This window comes from Kitasatospora sp. NPDC001261 (assembly GCF_042896795.1).
GTDB lineage: Bacteria > Actinomycetota > Actinomycetes > Streptomycetales > Streptomycetaceae > Kitasatospora.
The window spans coordinates 122,514-141,051 of record NZ_JBIAXP010000011.1 but is presented as its reverse complement, the minus strand read 5'-3'; the positions used below and the strand labels follow the sequence as shown (position 1 = coordinate 141,051).

The 18,538-nt window shown below is 71.4% G+C and carries 11 protein-coding genes; all 11 read left to right on the top strand.

The window, feature by feature from the left end:
• Positions 1 to 66 precede the first annotated feature (66 nt).
• On the top strand, positions 67 to 555 hold the full coding sequence (locus ACFY4B_RS16875) for an NUDIX domain-containing protein (protein ID WP_074001347.1): 489 nt from the start codon (positions 67 to 69) through the stop codon (positions 553 to 555).
• A gap of 139 nt (positions 556 to 694) precedes the next feature.
• The gene (locus ACFY4B_RS16870) at positions 695 to 3,454 is read left to right on the top strand and encodes a SpoIIE family protein phosphatase (protein WP_387968448.1); all 2,760 of its coding nucleotides are present in this window, start codon (positions 695 to 697) and stop codon (positions 3,452 to 3,454) included.
• Positions 3,455 to 3,682: 228 nt separating this feature from the next.
• Positions 3,683 to 6,283 carry a SpoIIE family protein phosphatase gene (locus tag ACFY4B_RS16865; RefSeq protein WP_375874154.1) on the top strand — a complete coding sequence of 867 codons (2,601 nt, stop codon included), beginning with the start codon at positions 3,683 to 3,685 and terminating at the stop codon, positions 6,281 to 6,283.
• A gap of 93 nt (positions 6,284 to 6,376) precedes the next feature.
• Positions 6,377 to 8,188 carry an ABC transporter family substrate-binding protein gene (locus ACFY4B_RS16860; protein WP_387968446.1) on the top strand — a complete coding sequence of 604 codons (1,812 nt, stop codon included), beginning with the start codon at positions 6,377 to 6,379 and terminating at the stop codon, positions 8,186 to 8,188.
• Positions 8,189 to 8,541: 353 nt separating this feature from the next.
• Positions 8,542 to 10,446: a translational GTPase TypA gene (typA, locus tag ACFY4B_RS16855; protein WP_117489405.1), complete on the top strand. Its 1,905-nt coding sequence runs from the start codon at positions 8,542 to 8,544 to the stop codon at positions 10,444 to 10,446.
• Positions 10,447 to 10,877: 431 nt separating this feature from the next.
• Positions 10,878 to 12,521, top strand: a complete 1,644-nt coding sequence (locus tag ACFY4B_RS16850) for an ABC transporter substrate-binding protein (RefSeq protein ID WP_380777417.1) — start codon at positions 10,878 to 10,880, stop codon at positions 12,519 to 12,521.
• Between the two features lie 140 nt (positions 12,522 to 12,661).
• Positions 12,662 to 13,588: an ABC transporter permease gene (locus ACFY4B_RS16845; protein ID WP_049654878.1), complete on the top strand. Its 927-nt coding sequence runs from the start codon at positions 12,662 to 12,664 to the stop codon at positions 13,586 to 13,588.
• Positions 13,581 to 14,525, top strand: coding sequence for an ABC transporter permease (locus tag ACFY4B_RS16840; protein ID WP_117489407.1), 945 nt, complete (start codon positions 13,581 to 13,583; stop codon positions 14,523 to 14,525). The genes ACFY4B_RS16845 and ACFY4B_RS16840 overlap by 8 nt, the downstream gene beginning before the upstream one ends.
• Before the next feature lie 20 nt (positions 14,526 to 14,545).
• The gene (locus ACFY4B_RS16835) at positions 14,546 to 15,595 is read left to right on the top strand and encodes an ABC transporter ATP-binding protein (RefSeq protein ID WP_049654875.1); all 1,050 of its coding nucleotides are present in this window, start codon (positions 14,546 to 14,548) and stop codon (positions 15,593 to 15,595) included.
• Positions 15,588 to 16,604 carry an ABC transporter ATP-binding protein gene (locus ACFY4B_RS16830; protein ID WP_049654872.1) on the top strand — a complete coding sequence of 339 codons (1,017 nt, stop codon included), beginning with the start codon at positions 15,588 to 15,590 and terminating at the stop codon, positions 16,602 to 16,604. The genes ACFY4B_RS16835 and ACFY4B_RS16830 overlap by 8 nt, the downstream gene beginning before the upstream one ends.
• A gap of 204 nt (positions 16,605 to 16,808) precedes the next feature.
• A complete protein-coding gene (locus ACFY4B_RS16825; protein WP_049654867.1) occupies positions 16,809 to 18,434 on the top strand; it encodes an ABC transporter substrate-binding protein in 1,626 nt (541 codons plus the stop codon).
• Positions 18,435 to 18,538: the final 104 nt, after the last annotated feature.

The window sequence follows — 18,538 nt, the reverse complement described above, 5'->3', positions numbered from 1 at the left end:
ACCCTCCGCAACACCTGGGCCCTCCGCGGACGCCCGGGCCCGACGGCAGACCGTAGGGTCGGGCCCATGGACGCGACCCACGACCCCGCCCCCGACGCCCCCGCCGCTCCGCCCCGGATCGTGGTCGGCGGTGCGCTGGTCCACCGCGGCCGGGTGCTCGCCGCCCGGCGCAGCGCGCCCGAGGCGGTGGCCGGCCGGTGGGAGTTCCCCGGCGGGAAGGCCGAGCCGGGGGAGACCGAGGCGCAGGCGCTGGAGCGGGAGCTGCTGGAGGAGCTCGGCGTCCGGGCGCGTGCGCTGGTCCGGCTGCCGGGCGCGTGGGCCGTGCGCCCCGGCCTGGAGCTGCGCTTCTGGGCCGCCGAATTGCTGTCCGGCGAGCCGCGCGCACTGCAGGACCACGACGCGCTGCGCTGGCTGGGCCCGGACGAGCTGGACGCCGTGGACTGGATCGACCACGACCGTGACGTGCTGCCGCACGTCGCCCGGCTGCTCGCGGGCGCCCCGGCGGGCGCCGCCGACAGCGCGTCGGCGGTGGGCGACGCGCAGTCCGCCGGGTAGGTCAATCGGACAAGACGACCCGGGGGCCGGGATAGCCTGGATGCTGCTGGGTATGTCACTTTTCGGCACTATTCGTCACCATCGGTGAGCCGTCCCCAGCCGGCGACGCCGATCCCGACCAGAGCCGGAGGCCCCGTCGGTGTCGAGTACCGGGAACGGCGGCGGGGGAGAGCGGCGGGCAGGCTCCGCGGGGAGCGCCGCCGCCCGCGCCCGACTGCGCCGCGCCGCCCGTCAGGCCGCCCCCCAGTCGCCGGCCGCCCGCCGCCGGGGCACCGTCGAGGCCCCCGACACCGCGCGGCCCGACACCGCGCGGCCCGACCAGCTGGCGCCGACCCTGGCGGTGGCCGAACCGGGTACCCGGGGCGGCCTGCGCGGACGCCCCGCCCGGCCCTTCCCCGGCGGTCCGGCCGATGCCACGGGCACCCCCGGCACGCCCGCCGGCGGCAGCCTGCTGGACATGCTCAAGGTCGCCATCGCGATCCTGGACACCGCGGGCCGGGTGGTGCTCTGGAGCCCCGCCGCCGAGGAGCTGCTCGGCTGGCCGAACGAGCTGTTGGTCGGCCGCCGGATCGACGAGCTGATCCCCGACCGGGAGCAGGTCGCCCGGATCCGGGGCGCGATCCAGGACACCCTGCGGCACGGCCGCTGGGCCGGCTACGCCGAGCTGCGCGACCGGGACGGCGCCCCGGTCGCCGTGGACGCCCGGATCTCCCTCCTGGTGGACGGCGACGGCACCCCGTTCCTCCAGGTCAACATGGCCGAGGCGGCCGCCGTCCAGGCCGTCGAACGGGACCTCGCGGTGCGCGACGCGCTGTTCGAGCAGTCCCCGCTGGGCATCGCCATCATGGACACCGGCCTGCGCTACACGGCCGTCAACCGGACCCTCGCCGAGATGAACGGCGTCGCCCCGGACGACCACGTCGGCCGCACCACCGGCGAGACCCTGCCGGAGCGGGCCGCCGACGAGATCACCGCCATCCAGCGCCAGGTGCTGGCCACCGGCGAGCCGGTCATCGACGTCACCCTGGCCTCCCCGGTCACCACCCGGGCCGGCTACCGCTCGATCTCCTACAGCCGGATGACGGACCGCTCCGGCCGGGTGCTCGGCATCTCCGGCACCGTGATGGACGTGACCGAGCGCTACCGGGCGGTCGCCAAGGTCGAGCACGCCCGGCGCCGGCTCTCGCTGCTCAACGAGTTCGGCTCCCGGGTCGGCGACCTGCTGGACGCCTCCCGGATCGCCCAGGAGCTGGCCGGCTCGGTCGTCCCCCGGCTGACCGACCACTCGGCGGTGGTCCTGCTCCAGGCCGTCGCGCACGGTGACGACCTGCCCCGGCACGGCCACGACCGGCGCACCTCGCTGCTCCAGCTCGGCACCGCCTCCGTCCAGGACGGCCCCGAGGTGGACGTGATGCTGCGCCGCGGCGCCCGGATCACCTTCGCCGAGGAGTCGGTCTGCGGCCGGGTGCTGCGCACCGGCGTGCCCGAGCTGCTGTCCGGCGCCGACCAGCTGGACGACGTCACCTACCCCGGAGACCCGAAGATGCAGGCCGCCCGGGACCTGGGCGTGCACTCGATGCTGGTCGTGCCGCTGCGCGCCCGCGGCATCGTGATCGGCCTGCTGCTGGTCAGCCGGGCCGGCTACCGCGAGGGCTTCGACCGGGACGACCTGGCCTTCACCGTCGAACTGGCCGACCGGGCCGGCAGCTCGCTGGACAACGCCCGCCTCTACGCCCGCGAGCGCACCGCCGCGCTCACCCTCCAGCGCACCCTGCTCCCGCAGCAGGTCCCGCAGCCCACCGGCGTCGAGGTCGCCTACCGGTACGTGCCCGGCAGCAGCGGCACCGAGGTCGGCGGCGACTGGTTCGACGTCATCCCGCTGCCCGGCGACCGCACCGCGCTGGTGGTCGGCGACGTGATGGGCCACGGCCTGCGGGCCGCCGCCACGATGGGACGGCTGCGCACCGCCGTCCGGGTGCTGGCCGCCCTCGACCTGCCGCCGGACGTCCTGCTGCGGCACGTCCACGAGCTGGCCGACGACCTCGCCCAGGGCCCGGACGAGGCGCTGCTGGCCACCTGCGTCTACGCGGTCTTCGACCCGGCGACGGCCCGGCTCACCGTCGCGAAGGCCGGGCACATCCCGCCGGTGCTGGTGGTGCCGGGCGAGGACGCCGCGGAGCCGACCCGCACCGGCGGCCCGCTGCCCGGCGGCGCCGGCCGCATCCTCGACCTGCCCTCCGGCGCCCCGCTCGGGGTGGGCGGAGTCCCGTTCGAGTCGGTCGAACTGAAGATCCCCGAGGGCAGCCTGCTGGCGCTGTGCACCGACGGCCTGGTCGAGTCCCGGGACAAGGACCTGGACGTCGGCCTCGGCCGGCTGGTCACCGTGCTCCAGGGGCCGCACGCCTCCATCCAGGCCGCCTGCGAGGCGGTGCTGGACACCATGGAGCAGGGCCGGGAGCCGGACGACGTCGCGCTGCTGCTGGCCCGGCTCGGCCACGGCCAGGCCGGCACCCCGACGGTGGGCTGGACCCTGCCGGCCGAGCCCACCGCCGTCTCCCGGGCCCGCCGGCTGGTCCGCGCCACCCTCGTCGAGTGGGGCGTCGAGGAGCTCACCGACACCGCCGAGCTGCTGGTCAGCGAGCTGGTCACGAACGCCATCCGGTACGCCAGCGCCCCCATCGGGGTGCGGCTGACGCTCGGTGAGACGCTGCTGGTCGAGATCTCCGACCCGCTGCCCGACCCGCCCCGGGAGCGGCACGCGGCCGAGGCCGACGAGGGCGGGCGCGGTCTGGAGCTGGTCCACCGGCTGGCACTGCGCTGGGGCGCCCGGGCCGAGGGCATCGGCAAGGTGGTCTGGTTCGAGCAGGCGCTGCCGGGTAGTGAGCCCGATGGATCGTGAGCGGAACGAACAGCAGGGGAGCGGGGTCGCATATGCCATCGGGCGCTCAGGGGGAGCGCGCGCTCCGGAAGGGGGCGCGAGCGTGGCATTGTGGTTGCGCGGGCGGTAGGACAAAAACCTTCGCCCGATCTGATGTTGTGATGTTGAGGGCGTGTGAACGTACCCCTCGATGATGAATACTCGGTCTTCTCGACATCCGGACGGTCGCGGGTTGGAGGGGTCGGTCCGTTGAACAGCACTCCGGCGCGGAGCGTGTCGCCGAGCAGCAGCGGTCATGCCGCTGTACCCGGGCAGGCCGGTTCCGCGCACCTGTCCGTACCGGACGGCGCGGTCGCCGGGCGCGGCCACCACCCCGTCGCCGAGGACCGCGCCTGGGGCGCCGGCGACCCCGGCTCGATCTACGACTACATCCGGGTCGCCACCTTCGCGATCGGCCCCGACGGGCGGATCAGCCAGTGGAGCGAGCGCGCCGCCGAGTTCTTCGGCATCCCGGCCGCCGAGGCCGTCGGCGCCGACCCGGTCACCACCTTCGTCCCCCGCGAGCTCTGGCAGCGCGGCCGGGCCCGGCTGGAGCGCACCCTGGCGGGCGAGGAGTGGGTCGGCACCACCCCGTACCGGGACGCCGACGGCGGCGAGGGCCTCGCCGAGCTCTACCTGATGCCCGACAGCGCCCTGCCCACCGCGGGCGCCACCTGCCTGGCCGTCGACCTCGGGCGGCTGCGCCGGATCGAGACCGACCTGGCCGCCTCCGAGGCCGTCTTCGGGCAGACGCCCACCGGCTTCGTGCTGTTCGACGACCGGCTGCGGCTGCAGCGGGTCAACGACGCCTTCGCCTCCGGGATGGGACTGGTCCCCACCGACCTGGAGGGCCTCACCCCGCACGACCTCTTCCCGCCGTCCGAGGCGGACCGGCTCACCGCCGCCCTGCGCAAGGTCGTGGCCACCGGCGAGCCCGTCTTCGACCTGCGCTTCCACGGCGCCGTCCCGACCCGCGAGGGCAACCGGCTCTGGGCCGTCTCGCTGTACCGCCTGAACGGCTCCGCCGGGCAGACCATGGGCGTCGCCGGGCAGGTCTCCGACGTCACCAGCCGGCACGTCGCCGAGCGCGAGGCCGACGGGGTGCGCCGCAACCTGGCCCTGCTCAACGAGGCCAGCGCGCACATCGGCTCCACGCTCGACCTGGAGACCACCGCCAAGGAACTGCTGGACGTCGTCGTCCCGCCGTTCTGCGACCTCGCGACCGTCGACCTCTACACCGCGCTGCTCTCCGGCGAGACCGTGCCCAGCGCCGGCCGGCTCGGCGACACCGTGCTCACCGACGGCAGCGGCGAACTGCGCCGGGTCGCCGTCTCCAGCGTCGTCGGCGGCGCCTCCTCGGTGCTCGGCTCGGTCACCGGCCTGCCGATCGCCGAGGCCGGCGGCACCCTCTGCTACCCGCGCCGCTCCCCGCACGCCCGGGCGCTGCGCACCGGCCGCAGCGTCGTCCCCGAGCCCGGGCGCGACCCGCTGCTGCGCTCCACCCTGATCGTCCCGCTGGTCGCCCGCGACCAGGTGCTCGGCCTCGTCCAGCTCTCCCGGGCGATCGGCAGCGAGCCCTTCGACGCCCGCGACGTCGCGATCGCGGAGGAACTGGTCGCCCGCGCCGCCGTCTGCATCGACAACGCCCGGCTCTACCGGCGCGAGCACGAGCGGGCGCTGATCCTCCAGCGCAGCCTGCTGCCCCCGGGCAACCCGGCCGCCAGCGGCCTGGAGATCGCCTGCCGCTACCTGCCCAGCAACAACAACACCGAGGTCGGCGGCGACTGGTTCGACGTCATCCCGCTGCCCGGCAACCGCACCGCGCTGGTCATCGGCGACGTGATGGGCCGCGGACTGCGCGCCGCCGTCGCGATGGGCCAGCTGCGCACCGCCGTCCGCACCCTGGCGATGCTCGACCTCGACCCCGCCGAGGTGCTCGGCGCCCTGGACGAGATCGCCCGCGGCCTCGGCGACGACTCGGTGCCGGCCGGCCCGCCCACCCCGTACGGGCGGCTCACCTCGACGGCCGACGAGGAGGCCCGCGAGGTCTACCTGGCGACCTGCGTCTACGCGGTCTACGACGCCGTCACCCGCCGCTGCGTCTTCGCCAACGCCGGCCACCTGCCGCCCGTCCTGCTCAGCCCCGGCGAGAGCTCCCGGATGCTCGACGTGCCGCCCGGCCTGCCGCTCGGCGTCGGCGGCGAGCCCTTCGAGGAGGTCGAGCTGACCCTCCCGGACGGCGCCGTGCTCGCGCTCTACACCGACGGCCTGGTGGAGAGCCGCAAGCACCAGCTGGACGAGGGCCTGCGGGCCTTCCGCTCCGCGCTCTCCGACGGGGGCAAGGGGCTGGAGGACCTCTGCGACCACGTGCTCGGCGAGCTCAACCCGCACCACGGCGAGGACGACATCGCCCTGCTGATGGCCAAGGTGCACGCCTTCCCCGAGGACGCCGTCGGCAACTGGTTCCTGCCGCCCGAGCCCACCTCGGTGGCCAAGGCCCGCGAGCTGGCGTGCAGCTGGCTGCTCGCCCGGGGGCTGGACGAGCTGGTCGACACCACCGAGCTGCTGGTCAGCGAGCTGGTCACCAACGCGCTCAAGCACGGGCGGGGCGAGATCCGGCTGCGGCTGCTGCGCGAGCGCGGCCTGGTCTGCGAGGTCTGGGACGACGGCTACGCGCAGCCCCGGCAGCGGCGCGCGCAGGAGACCGACGAGGGCGGGCGCGGCCTGCAGCTGGTCAGCCTGCTGGCCGAGCGCTGGGGCAGCCGGCGCACGCCCAAGGGCAAGATCGTCTGGTTCGAACTCGGGCTGTAACGGCCCGGATCGGTGGGCCGGACGGGTGCAGTCGTCCGGCCGCCCGCCGTGTCGGCACGGGCCGGGCGCCCGGGGCGGCGTTCGATGGCCGCCATGCGCGTCCGCCAGCTCACCGCCGCAGCCGCCGCGCTGCTGCTCGCCGCCGGTCTCGGCGGCTGCTCCGACGACCCGGGCCCCGCCCGCACCCCCGCCGCCGTGCCCGCCCCGGCCGAGCCCACCGCCACCACCGGGGACGTCGGGCCGGTCGACCGCGCCGCCGTCCGGGACGGCGGCACGCTGCGCTGGGCCCTCGACCGCGTCCCGGCCACGCTGAACGTCTACCAGGGCGCGGCGACCGCCGACTCGGCGCTGCTCGCCCACGCGCTGTACCCCTCGCTGTTCCGGCCCGACGAGCACGGCCGGCTCGCCCCCGACCCGGACTACCTGGAGGGCGCCGAGTCCACCCCGCCCGGGCAGTCGCCGCAGGTGGTGACGTACCGGCTGAACCCGCGCGCCGTCTGGAGCGACGGCACCCCGGTCTCGGCCGCCGACCTCGACGCCCAGCGGACCGCGCTGTCCGGCCTGGACCCCGCGTACCGGGGCGGGCGGGCGGCCGGGTACGACGCCGTCGAGTCGGTCGCCCCGGGCGCCGACCCGCACGAGGTGCGGGTGACCTTCCGGCGGCCGTACGCGGAGTGGCGCTCGTTGTTCGGGCCGCTCTACCCGGCCGCCGAGACGGCCACCCCGGCCGACTTCGACCGGGCGCTGACCGGCGGCGACCGGCCGAGCGCCGGGCCGTACACCCTCTCCCGGTACGACGCCGAGGGCGGGACGGTCACCGTGGTGCGCAACCCGCTCTGGTGGGGCGAGCCGGCGAAGGCCGACCGGATCGACTTCCTCGCCTCGCCGCCCGAGCAGCGGCTGGACGCGCTGGACCAGGACCGGCTGGACGTCGCCCCGCTCACCGCGGCGGTGGACCGGGCGGTGCCGGCCCCGGCCGCCGATGCCTCCTCCGCTCCCGCCTCCGCCTCACCCTCCGTCGCGCCGCCGCCCGAGGCCGCGCCCGAGTCGGCGGCGCTGGCGCTGCGGCGGGCCGAGTCGCTGCCCGGCGTCACCGTGCACCGGGCCGCCGCGGCCTCGCTCACCCAGCTCACCCTCAACGCCGAGCGCGCCCCGCTGACCGACCCGCTGGTGCGCCGGGCCCTCACCCGGGCCGTCGACCGGCAGCGGATCGCCGCCGCCGCGCTCACCCCGCTCGGCCTGCCCGCCGCACCGCTCGGCAGCCACCTGCTCGCCGGCGACCAGGAGGGCTACCGGGACAACAGCGGCGCGGTCGACCAGGCGGACCCGGGCCTGCTGCTGGACGAGGCGGGCTGGATGCGGCCCACCGGCGGGGGCGTCCGGAGCAGGGGCGGCAAGCCGCTCTCCCTCTCGCTGCTGCTCCCGGCCGGTTCGGCGACCGCCAAGCGCACCGCCGACGCGCTCACCGCCGGCCTCGGGGACGCCGGGATCGCGGTGCGGCAGGTGCCCGTGCCCGCCGAGTCCTTCGTCGGGGAGCACCTGGCGGCCGGGGACTACGACCTCGCGCTCTTCTCCCGGCCGGTCGGCCCCAGCCCGGCGAGCGAACAGCGCCCCGCCTACGCCAAGCCCCGGCCGGACCCCGACGGCGTGCCGGACCCGGGCGGCAACTTCGGCCGCGGCGGCACCGAGGAGATCGACCGGCTGTTCGACCGGGCGGCCGCCGAACCGGACCCGGCGGCCCGGCTCGACCTGCTCCAGGAGGCGGACGTACGGATCTGGCAGCTCGGGCACTCGGTGCCGCTCTACCAGCGGCCGGAGCTGGTCGGGGTCCGGACCGGGGTGGTCGGCGCCGGCGCGTACGGCTTCGGGTGGCCGCGCTTCCAGGACGTGGGCTGGGGCGGGTAGGGCTTCCCCGGCGGGGCGGCGCACGGCGTCGGCGGACGCCTCCCGGAGACCGCTCCGGGGGCGTCCGCCCGGTGCGTCGGCCGGGCCGTCGGAGCACGAACGGAAGGGGGCCGGAGCCCGGTCGCCGGGTGGCCGCCGTGTGATCCGCCTGTGATCTTGATCCCCTGCGACCTGCTCGTTTCTGCTCACCTGGGCGCTTCCCCGTACGATAGGAGGAAGCCGAGGCATGTCGATATGCCCGGCGGGTGGACCGGTAGTAGCAGGCGGAACGGGTGGCAGCGGCCGAAAGGGCCGCAAGTGCGCGTCTCGCGGCCGGGCGCCGTAACCCACGATTCCGGGAGAATCCGCTAGGCATGCCCACGCGCAACGACATCCGTAACGTCGCCATCGTCGCCCACGTCGACCACGGCAAGACCACGCTGGTCGACGCCATGCTCAAGCAGGCCGGCGCCTTCGCAGCCCACCAGCAGCTCGATGACCGGATGATGGACTCCAACGACCTGGAGCGCGAGAAGGGCATCACCATTCTCGCGAAGAACACCGCGGTCAAGTACCACCCCAAGGATGGTGGCGCGCCGATCACCATCAACATCATCGACACCCCGGGCCACGCCGACTTCGGTGGCGAGGTCGAGCGCGGTCTGTCGATGGTGGACGCGGTCGTCCTCCTGGTCGACGCCTCCGAAGGCCCGCTGCCGCAGACCCGGTTCGTGCTCCGCAAGGCGCTCACCGCCCGCCTGCCCGTCATCCTCTGCATCAACAAGACCGACCGTCCGGACTCCCGGATCGACGAGGTCATCAACGAGACCTACGACCTGTTCCTGGACCTGGACGCGGACGAGGACCAGATCGAGTTCCCGATCGTCTACGCCTGCGCCCGTGACGGCGTCGCCTCGCTGACCAAGCCGGAGAACGGCACCGTCCCGGCCGACAGCACCAGCCTGGAGCCGTTCTTCTCCACCCTGCTGGAGCACGTCCCGGCCCCCGGCTACGACGAGGACGCCCCGCTCCAGGCCCACGTCACCAACCTGGACGCCGACAACTTCCTCGGCCGCATCGCGCTGCTCCGCGTCGAGCAGGGTGAGCTGCGCAAGGGCCAGACCGTGGCCTGGATCAAGCGTGACGGCTCGATCCAGAACGTCCGCATCTCCGAGCTGCTGATGACCGAGGCGCTCACCCGCAAGCCGGCCGAGGTGGCCGGCCCCGGTGACATCTGCGCCGTCGCCGGCATCGGCGAGATCATGATCGGCGAGACCCTGGCCGACCCGGAGAACCCGATCGCGCTGCCGCTGATCACGGTGGACGAGCCGGCCATCTCGATGACCATCGGCACCAACACCTCGCCGCTGGTCGGCCGTGGCGGCAGCGGCAAGGGCGCGGACGCCAAGGCCGGCGTCAAGGTGGACCGCAAGGTCACCGCCCGCCAGGTGAAGGACCGCCTGGACCGCGAGCTGATCGGTAACGTCTCGCTGCGCGTGCTCGACACCGAGCGTCCGGACGCCTGGGAGGTGCAGGGCCGCGGTGAGCTGGCGCTGGCCATCCTGATCGAGACCATGCGCCGCGAGGGCTTCGAGCTGACCGTCGGCAAGCCGCAGGTGGTCACCAAGCAGGTCAACGGCAAGACCCACGAGCCCGTCGAGCGCCTCACGGTGGACGTGCCCGAGGAGCACATGGGTGCCGTCACCCAGCTCATGGGCATCCGCAAGGGCCGGATGGACAACATGTCCAACCACGGCTCGGGCTGGGTCCGGATGGAGTTCGTCGTGCCGTCCCGCGGCCTGATCGGCTTCCGTACCGAGTTCCTCACCAACACCCGCGGCACCGGCATCGCGCACTCGATCCACGAGGGTCACGAGCCGTGGTTCGGCAACCTGACCACCCGCAACAACGGTTCGCTGGTCGCCGACCGGGCCGGTGTGGTCACCGCCTTCGCGATGACCAACCTGCAGGAGCGCGGCGTGCTCTTCTGCGAGCCGGGCACCGAGGTGTACGAGGGCATGATCGTCGGTGAGAACTCGCGTGCCGACGACATGGACGTGAACATCACCAAGGAGAAGAAGCTCACCAACATGCGCTCGGCGAACGCCGACGTGGCCGAGTCGATCGTCCCGCCGCGCAAGCTCTCGCTGGAGCAGTCGCTGGAGTTCTGCCGCGAGGACGAGTGCATCGAGGTGACCCCGGAGACGGTTCGCATCCGTAAGGTCGTCCTCGACCAGAAGGACCGCGGTCGCACCGCCTCGCGCGCCAAGAAGGCGTGATCCGGACGCACTGAACGGCCATTGGCCGGAATGATTCGCCCCCCTTTCCCATGGAGAGGGGGGCGAACTTTTTCAACTACTCCAAGTTGTCGGGGCCGCTATTCACGGAATAGCGCTCATCACACCCAGGTGTCCGCTGAGCGGACGTGACAGTTCGTCATCCGTGACGACTGTCCGTTTGGTGCCTGTCTGGCTATGTCTCAAATGTCCGGTTTTCGAAACTTACCGACTGTTCATGTGACCTAATTGAGATCGTCACTGGTCACTTTCGTGTCCGTGCGTGACGGATAGTGGGTGCAGTCAGGCTCGGGTCAAGGGTGAACGCGCAGGGGTGCGCGCCGAAACCACGAGCGCGGACGGCACAGCGGGTCCGGTGGGAACCGTTCCGCAGTGCCCTCCTCGTTGCAACGTCGAATTCAGGAGGCACACCGATGCGCGGTGCGAGCCAGGCCAAGTGGGTTGTCGCAGCTGTTGCTGTCGCCCTCGCTGCGACTGCGTGCAGCAGCAGCGACTCCTCCGGGGGCAGCTCCGACAGCGCTGCGGTCGACCCGGGCGCCAGCTTCAGCTACCAGAGCGCGGAGCCGCAGCGCCCGCTCCAGCCGGCCAACGCCATGGAGAACCAGGGCGGCCGTATCGTCAAGCAGCTCTTCAAGGGCCTCGTCGACTACGACCCCGCGACCGGTGCGCTGCGCAACCAGGTGGCCGACAAGATCGAGACCACCGACGCCAAGAACTACACCGTCACGCTGAAGTCCGGCTGGACCTTCCACGACGGCACCCCGGTCACCGCCAAGTCCTTCGTGAGCTCCTGGAACTGGTCGGCCAACCCGAAGAACAACCAGATCAACTCGGACTGGTTCTCCGACATCGTCGGCTACGACGCGGTCCACCCGGACAAGGACAAGGGTGACCCGACGGCCACCGAGATGTCCGGTCTGAAGGTCGTCGACGACACCCACTTCACGATCGAACTGTCCACCCCGGTCTCGTACTTCACGTACAAGCTCGGCTACTCGGCCTTCTTCCCGCTGCCCGAGGGCTTCTTCACCGACCCGGCCGGCTACGGCCAGAAGCCGGTCGGCAACGGCCCCTACAAGTTCGTCTCGTGGGAGCACAACAAGGCCATCACGCTGGCCGCCTACGACAAGTACACGGGCATCGACAAGCCGAAGAACGGCGGCGTCGTCTTCCGGAACTACACCGCCGGTGAGGCCGCGTACAAGGACCTGATGTCCGACACCCTGGACGTCCTGGACCAGGTCGACTCGACCGACCTGCCGAAGTACAAGGACGACCTGGGCAAGCGCGCGGTCGACCAGCCGCAGGGCGCCATCCAGAACATCTCCTTCGCGCTGTACCAGGGCGACTGGAACGCCCCGGGCAAGGAGAAGGTCCGTCAGGGCCTCTCGATGGCGATCGACCGCGACACCATCACCAAGACCGTGCTGAACGGCAACCGCATCCCCGCCGACTCGTTCGTGGCGCCCGGCGTCATGGGCTACAAGGCCGGCACCTGCGGCGACGCCTGCAAGTTCAACCCGGAGAAGGCCAAGCAGCTCATCACCGAGGGCGGCGGCGTTCCCGGCGGCAAGATCACCATCCTGTACAACTCCGACGGCAGCCACAAGGAGTGGGTGGACGCGGTCTGCAACTCGATCCGCCAGTCGGTCGGCGTCGAGTGCCTCGGTGACCCGAAGCCGGACTTCAAGACCTCGCGTGACCTGGTCACCAGCAAGCAGGTCCAGAGCATGATGCGTACCGGCTGGGTGCAGGACTACCCGCTGAACGCCAACTTCCTGCGCGACGTCTACGGCACCGGTGCCGCGGCCAACGACGGCAGCTACTCCAGCTCCGAGTTCGACAAGCTGTCGAAGGAGGCGGACGCCGCCACCACGGTCGAGAAGACCGCGGAGTACTACCAGCAGGCCGAGGCCGTTCTGGCCAAGGACATGCCGGCCATCCCGCTCTGGTACTACAAGACCAGCTCCGGCTACTCCAAGAACGTCCAGAACGTGAAGTTCAACTCCTTCGGCGACCCGGTCTACACCGACGTCGAGGTCAAGAAGAAGAAGTAATCGGTCGGCACCGCCTGACCCGGTGACAACGGCCGGTGCCCGTCCATCCCCACAAGGGCGAGGACTGGCACCGGCCGTTGGCACGCCGACTTATCTCTTGCCGGGTTGACGGGCCCGGCAGAGTCATACATGGAGGCACGATGGGGCGCTTTGTCGCAAGGCGACTGCTCCAGATGATCCCGGTGTTCCTCGGAACGACCGCACTCATCTTTTTCATGGTGCACTTGCTGCCCGGTGACCCGCTGGCAGCGCTGTGGGGCGACAAGGCGCCGGACCCGGTGCAGCTCGCCGCGCTGAGGCACCAGCAAGGCTTCGACAAGCCGCTGGTCCAGCAGTACCTCGACTACATGGGGAAGCTGTTCACCGGTGACTTCGGCACCGGCCTGGACGGACGCCCGGTGCTCGACAAGATCACCGAGGCGCTGCCGGTCACGGTCCAGCTGGCGCTGTTCGCGTTCGCCATCGAGATCGTGCTCGGCATCGGGATCGGCCTGTACGCCGGTCTGCGCCGCGGCAAGCTCTTCGACAAGGGCGCCCTGGTCATGACCCTGCTGCTGATCTCGATCCCGGTCCCGGTGCTGGGCTTCATCGTTCAGACGGTCTTCGGGCAGAACCTGAAGTGGGTCACCCCGACCGTCCAGGACAGCAACGACATCACCCAGATGGTGCTGCCGGCCGTCGTGCTCGGCTCGCTCTCGCTGGCCTACGTCGCGCGCCTCACCCGCACCTCCATCGCCGAGAACATCAAGGCCGACTACGTCCGCACCGCGGTGGCCAAGGGCCTGCCGCGGCGCAAGGTGATCGGCACCCACCTGCTGCGCAACTCGATGATCCCGGTGGTCACCTTCCTCGGTACCGACCTCGGCGCCCTGATGGGCGGCGCCATCGTCACCGAGGGCATCTTCAACGTCCAGGGTGTGGGCCACGCGCTCTACCAAGCGATCAACATGAAGGAGGGCTCGACGGTCTCCGGCTTCGTGGCCTTCCTGGTGATCGTCTACCTGGCCGCCGGCCTGATCGTCGACCTGCTTTACGCGGTCCTGGACCCGAGGATCCGTTATGCCTGACCTGACCGAGAAGAAGACCGCCGGGAAGATCCCGGCCCAGGGCGGCGCCGCCACCGCGGCCGCCAAGCCCGAGAAGCCCCGCAGCCTCGGCTCCGACGCCTGGCACGACCTGCGGCGCAAGCCGATCTTCGTGATCTCCGCGCTGCTGATCCTGCTGCTGATCGTCATCGCGATCGCGCCCGGTCTGTTCACCTCGGTGGACCCGCGGGCCGGCGACCTGCGCAACCACTACCTGACGAAGCCGAACTACGGCCACCTCTTCCAGGCGGACTGGTTCGGCTACGACCTCCAGGGCCGCAGCATCTACGCCCGCGTCGTCCACGGCGCCCGCGCCTCGATCATCGTCGGCATCTGCGTCACCGCCGGTGTGACCATCATCGGCGGCCTCACCGGCATGCTGGCCGGCTACTTCGGCGGCTGGGTCGACACGATCATCTCCCGGATCACCGACATCTTCTTCGGCATCCCGCTGCTGCTCGGCTCGCTGGTGGTCCTGAACGCCTTCACCTCGCGCACCGTCTGGAGCGTGGTCTTCGCGCTGGTCGCCCTGGGCTGGACCCAGATGACCCGTGTCATGCGCGGTTCGGTGATCACGGTCAAGCAGGCCGACTTCGTGACGGCCGCCAAGGCGCTCGGCGCCGGCACCTGGCGGATCATGTTCAAGCACATCCTGCCGAACGCGGTCGCCCCGGTGATCGTCGTCGCCACCATCGCGCTCGGCGGCTACATCGCCGCCGAGGCGACGCTGAGCTTCCTCGGCATCGGTCTGCAGGACCCGACCATCTCCTGGGGCATCGACATCTCCTCCGCCCAGAAGGTGATCCGGACGGCGCCGTTCGCGCTGTTCTTCCCCGCCGGAATGCTGAGCCTCACCGTTCTGGCGTTCATCATGCTCGGCGACGCGGTGCGCGACGCCCTCGACCCGAAGCTCCGTTGAGAGAAGAGGTGACGACCCCGATGACCACCGTGATCGAGAACGACCAGAAGAACGACCGTCTCGAAGTTGGCACTCCTCTTCTCGAGGTGAAGGACCTCCACGTGGAGTTCCACACCCGGGACGGTGTCGCCAAGGCCGTGAACGGCGTCAACTACTCCGTCGCGGCCGGCGAGACGCTCGCCGTGCTCGGCGAGTCCGGCTCCGGCAAGTCCGTGACGGCGCAGACCATCATGGGCATCCTGGACATGCCCCCGGGCAAGGTGACCCAGGGCGAGATCCTGTACCGCGGCCAGGACATGCTCACGATGAGCAACGAGGAGCGGCGGCGGATCCGCGGCCAGAAGATCGCGATGATCTTCCAGGACGCGCTGTCCGCGCTGAACCCGGTGCTCTCCGTCGGCTACCAGCTCGGCGAGATGTTCCGCGTGCACCAGGGCGCCTCCCGCAAGGAGGCGAAGGAGAAGGCCATCGAGCTGATGGACCGGGTGCGCATCCCCGCCGCCCGGCAGCGGGTGAACGACTACCCGCACCAGTTCTCCGGCGGCATGCGCCAGCGCATCATGATCGCGATGGCGCTGTCGCTCCAGCCCGACCTGATCATCGCGGACGAGCCCACCACCGCCCTGGACGTGACCGTCCAGGCCCAGGTGATGGACCTGCTGGCCGAGCTGCAGGCCGAGTACAACATGGGCCTGATCCTGATCACCCACGACCTCGGCGTGGTCGCCGACGTCGCGGACAAGATCGCCGTGATGTACGCGGGCCGGATCGTGGAGACCGCCCCGGTGCACGAGCTGTACGCGAACCCCGCGCACCCGTACACCAAGGGCCTGCTCCGCTCCATCCCGCGCCTGGACCAGAAGGGCCAGGAGCTGTACGCGATCAAGGGCCTGCCCCCGAACCTGCTGAAGGTTCCGACCGGCTGCGCGTTCAACCCCCGCTGCGACGTCGCCACCGACCTGTGCCGCACCGAGATCCCGGCGCTGCACCACGTCACGGACAAGGACGGCAAGGAGCTCACCGGCCGCCGCAGCGCGTGCCACCTCTGGAAGGAGACCCTCCATGGCTGAGAACATCCTGGAGGTCAAGGACCTGGTCAAGCACTACCCGCTGAGCCAGGGCATCCTCTTCAAGAAGCAGGTCGGCGCGGTCAAGGCGGTCGACGGCATCTCCTTCGAGCTGAAGAAGGGCGAGACGCTCGGGATCGTCGGCGAGTCCGGCTGTGGCAAGTCCACGCTGGCCAAGGTGCTGATGAACCTGGAGCGGGCCACCTCCGGCCAGGTGCTGTTCAAGGGCGAGGACATCTCCACCCTGCAGGGCGCCGCCCTGAAGGCCGTCCGCCGGAACATCCAGATGGTGTTCCAGGACCCCTACACCTCGCTCAACCCGCGCATGACGGTCGGCGACATCATCGGCGAGCCGTTCGAGATCCACCCCGAGGTGGCGCCCAAGGGCGACCGCCGCAAGGCCGTCCAGGACCTGCTGGACGTCGTGGGTCTGAACCCGGAGTACATCAACCGGTACCCGCACCAGTTCTCCGGCGGCCAGCGCCAGCGCATCGGCATCGCCCGCGGCCTCGCGCTCAAGCCCGAGATCATCATCTGCGACGAGCCGGTTTCCGCGCTGGACGTGTCCGTCCAGGCGCAGGTGATCAACCTGCTGGAGCAGCTGCAGGGCGAGTTCGGCCTCTCCTACATGTTCATCGCGCACGACCTCTCCATCGTCCGGCACATCTCCGACCGCGTCGGCGTGATGTACCTGGGCAAGATGGTCGAGATCGGCTCGGACGAGGAGATCTACGAGAACGCCACCCACCCGTACACCCAGGCGCTGCTCTCCGCGGTGCCGGTGCCGGACCCGACGGCGCGCGAGTCCCGCGAGCGGATCATCCTCACCGGGGACATCCCCTCGCCGGCCAACCCGCCGTCCGGCTGCCGCTTCCGCACCCGCTGCTGGAAGGCGGAGGAGCGGTGCTCCGAGGAGGTCCCGCTGCTCGCGGTCCCCTCGCTGCTGGAGGGCGCGGCCGCCCACGAGTCGGCCTGCCACTTCCCCGAGGTCCGGGAGCAGGCCGCGGCCTGATCCCCCGGTAGTCGCAGGAAGGGCCCGTGGCGTTCGCGCCGCGGGCCCTTTCCGCGTTCCGCCGGTCCCACGCCGCGTCGATCCGGCGCCGCGTCAACTCGACAGGGGGTCACCGCACCCGTCCGGGTGCACCTGACGCGCGCCGTCGCCGGGGCGCGCTTCTCATGGGGTGTGATGCGAAACACACCCTGAGGAGGGACCTCCATGCCCGTAGCCGCCCGTGCTCGTTGGGTCCTCGCCGTTGCGACCTCCGTGGCCCTGGTGGCCACCGGCTGCAGCAGCAGTAGCGGCGGAGGGGGCAGCGGTTCGTCGGACGCCGGCAAGTCCTTCAGCTACCAGAGCAACGAGCCGCAGAACCCGTTGCAGCCGGCCAACGCGAACGAGGTCGGCGGCGGTCGCATCATCCAGAACCTCTTCAAGGGGCTGGTCGACTACGACCCGAGCAACGCCAAGATCCGGATGCAGGTCGCCGACAAGATCGACACCAGTGACTCGCAGACCTTCGACATCACGCTGAAGGACGGCTGGAAGTTCCACGACGGCACCCCGGTGCACGCCCAGAACTTCGTCGACGCCTGGAACTGGGGCGCCAGCCCGGCCAACAACCAGATCAACAGCTCCTGGTTCTCCGACATCGAGGGCTACCAGGACGTCCACCCGACCTCCGGCCAGCCCACCGCGGACAAGATGTCCGGGCTGACCGTCACCGACGAGCTGCACTTCACCGTCAAGCTGAGCCACAAGGTCTCGTACTTCGAGTACAAGCTCGGCTACATCGCCTTCTCGCCGCTGCCCGAGGGCTTCTTCAAGGACCCGGCCGGGTACGGGCAGAAGCCGGTGGGCAACGGCCCGTACCAGTTCGTCAGCTGGTCGCACAACAACAACGTGGTGACCAAGTCCTTCCCGGACTACCAGGGCGTGGACAAGCCGAAGAACGGCGGCATCGTCTTCAAGATGTACACCACGTCCGAGGCCGCCTACGCGGACCTCCAGTCCAACAACCTGGACGTGATGGACCAGGTGCCGCCGTCCGCGCTGGCCACCTACAAGAGCGACCTCGGGGACCGGGCGGTGGACGCGCCGCAGGGCGCCATCCAGAACATCGGCTTCACGCTCTACCAGGCCGACTGGGCGTCGCCGGACAAGGCGAAGGTGCGCCAGGGCCTGTCGATGGCGATCGACCGCGCCACCATCACCAAGACGGTGCTCCAGGGCTCCCGCAAGCCCGCCACCGCCTGGGTGGCCGAGGGCGTCGAGGGTTACAAGGACGGCGCCTGCGGCGAGTTCTGCACGTTCGACGCGGCCAAGGCCAAGCAGCTGATCCAGGAGGGCGGCGGCGTCCCCGGCAACAAGCTGCTGATCACCTACAACGCGGACGGCGGCCACAAGGAGTGGGTCGACGCGGTCTGCAACTCGATCCGGCAGAACACCGGGGTCGACTGCCTGGGCGACCCGAAGCCCGACTTCAAGACCGCGCGGGCCGCGATCACCGGGCACACCCTCAACGGCGCCTTCCGCACCGGCTGGGTGCAGGACTACCCGCTGAACGCCAACTTCCTGGCCGACGTCTACCGCACCGGTGCCGCGTCCAACGACTTCGGCTACAGCAACCCGCAGTTCGACGACGCGGCCACCAGGGCCGACGAGGCCGCCAGCGTCGCCGACACGGTGACCGGCTACCAGCAGGCCGAGGCGGTGCTGCCGAGCGGGATGCCCGCCATCCCGCTCTGGTACTACCGCACCAACTCGGGCTACTCGACCAAGGTGCAGAACGTGAAGTTCGACTCCTTCGGCAACCCGGCCTGGACCCAGGTCGAGGTCAAGGGCTGAGCCCCGAGCCCTCGCGCCGGCCCCGCCCTCCCCGCACGGAGGGCGGGGCGCGGTCTCTCGGCCGACCGGTCCGGTCGGCCGGGCACCCAGTCGGACACCTAGGA